2 protein-coding genes are annotated in these 2,407 nt (G+C 33.8%); both read right to left on the bottom strand.

Annotation, left to right across the window (positions count from 1 at the left end; all coding sequences use genetic code 11):
• Window positions 1–93: 93 nt before the first annotated feature.
• The gene (locus tag ACTS4L_RS11200) at window positions 94–1,905 is read right to left on the bottom strand and encodes a hypothetical protein (protein ID WP_440617984.1); all 1,812 of its coding nucleotides are present in this window, start codon (window positions 1,903–1,905) and stop codon (window positions 94–96) included.
• A 27-nt stretch (window positions 1,906–1,932) separates the two neighbouring features.
• Complete coding sequence (locus ACTS4L_RS11195; RefSeq protein ID WP_440617983.1) at window positions 1,933–2,271, bottom strand: hypothetical protein; 339 nt, start codon at window positions 2,269–2,271, stop codon at window positions 1,933–1,935.
• Between the last annotated feature and the right edge of the window lie 136 nt (window positions 2,272–2,407).

The following is a 2,407-nucleotide window of genomic DNA, read 5'->3' as shown; positions in this document are numbered from 1 at the left end:
TTAAAAGCTTAGTTGCGTGAGCTAACAATTAGATCGACTGATTGAAAATTTAATGTTTAAAACTCTAAACTTCAGAAAGAAGAGTATATGCCATTAGGCTATGTATCTATTAACACTAAAGGGGTGATTATTCAGTGATAACGCTTCTGATGAATCTTGATATTCATAAAAAGGTATACTCTTTGGTGTCAATTCATGAGTTTTATTAGATTTGCTAATTGACCAATTTCCTTGATAAGAACTATCACTTAAGTCATCTGAAAATGTCTGCGTAGATAGTATATAATCGCTATAATCATAAGTCTTATTAACTCCTGTTTTTAAATAGAGTTTATGTGCATATAAATCATACCCATCTATATACGCATATAGATGCATATACGTGTTTTTGTAGTAGTAGGCGATTCCATCGTCAGTATGCTGTGACTTCCGCACAGAAGCAGTACGAACTTTGGTACCTACATAAAAATATGTATAGTATAGTTTTGGATTTAAATTCCCATCATATTTTAACGTATAACAATCATCTCCCGTACAAGACTGTCCTGTTATCGGATCACTCCAGTCTTCACGAACAGGGGTATGATCATTTGAATCAATTACAATATCTGCTTGGTTGTCTGGTAAATTTATTTGTGATGGATTATAATAGGCGGCAGGTAAATAATATACTAACTCTGACTGTGGATAAGGATTTTTTTCAACACTAAGTTGATTAATTTGTTTATGGTCAAGATTTTTATCTGTAGCAATATAGAAGGTTATTTGGTTATTTTGTAGTTGGTAATCATATATAACAGCATTAACAGAGTGATCCTCATCTTTACTGTATGAGCTAACATTCATGAGGAATGCTCTCCCATCCAATAATCGCAAATGAGACTCTATATCAGCTTGCCAAGTTGTAGGTAACTTATTTTTATTAACGGCTATTGTATAGCAGCTTAAATCAGTGTCCGCAGAATAAGACAAATGAGAGCAGGTAGGCATAATGCTTCCAGAAGGGACGGTAATACTATCCTCATGCGGAGCATTCCAATCGCTAGCATTTGGATAAATAGGATTCTCTGTCAAATCAATATTCATATTTTCCTTAACAGATAAAGCTTCTGAAGCTGGAAATAAATCAGAGAGTGTTTTAGCATAATAATTAGAGCTTGCTTGCCCAAAGCGATTTAAAAAAGAAGCCACTGTAAAGGTATATTTTCCTGAATCTGCTTGGATAGCATGGTCCCCATAAATATCAAATTTAATAACCTCTTGATTCTTAAAGAAATATGTATAATCCTCTTGAAGACTCCATATCGCTTGGATATCTCTGGCGCCACCTTTAAAATGATCCAGACCAGGCCAACCATCAATTATTTTCTTATGAAATTGAACACCTCCATATCTATAGTATCTATTTCCAATAAGTGAATATACCCAACGGGCTCTACCAATAGCCCCCCCACCATCTTTTAATGCGTCATCAAAACTTTGATTATCAGCGTTAAGGCTGTCTGTATTATGAATTATAACAGGGTAAGGTGCATCACCATCAAAAGAAAAACTCCAGTAGTTATTTTGCTTGCTTGCAACATCAGTACTTTTTTTATAACTTGATGAAATTAAGTTAGGATCGTCAAATCCTCCTATAATATATTGACTATTTAACTTCAATCCTGTCAATAAATTGTTAATATCATCAGGCTTAGACAGCTGTAAATTATTGGCATCATTAATGAAATCATTAATGCCAGATACGTGTATATAGTAGCATTTCCCAGCACTTGGACAACCAATTAAATAATCAGTATTTTTTGCTTGATCATAAATTATAGATATTGGCATTGCAGCTTCTGTACAGCCTACTGTTAATAAAGCAAGCTGCGATAGTAGTAAAAATTTTTGTTTATTACTCATTTTTTTCAATTCTCTACATTATAATTATTAGTTCCCCATGTCATAATGATCATGGGATTGAGGGTATGGGTTTTCTATAAGCTGCATATTTCGAATAAGTGGTAGATTTATTGATTTATTTGCAGCAACTAATAAGTCAATGTAATCGATATTATCATGAATACCTTCATTAATAGCATCATATATAACTGCTATAACTGGAGGGTTAGGGTCATCACTTTGATCACCTATTGAACATTCTGAGCTTGTTGATGATAATAGATAAATGCATAAAGCTCGACCACTAAACTGATAAGGATTATTTCTATAATAACTGGTGTCATCATTACTTACATCCAAAGCTAACTTTACGATAGCATAATACATTCCTGGTGCAAGACTGGTCGAATACAGTCCTAAATTTTTCGAATACCAAAGTTTTACTGGTGTAGCGTCCCCAACTATTTGGCGTTGATAGTCCCACGGTGAATGCGGGAGTTTTTTTGACTACTTTAAGGCCTTA

Origin of the sequence: Cysteiniphilum sp. 19S12-1 (assembly GCF_052030685.1) — a bacterium.
GTDB lineage: Bacteria > Pseudomonadota > Gammaproteobacteria > Francisellales > Francisellaceae > Caedibacter.
The sequence above is the reverse complement of the archived record's forward strand: the minus strand, read 5'-3'. Positions and strand labels throughout refer to the sequence as shown.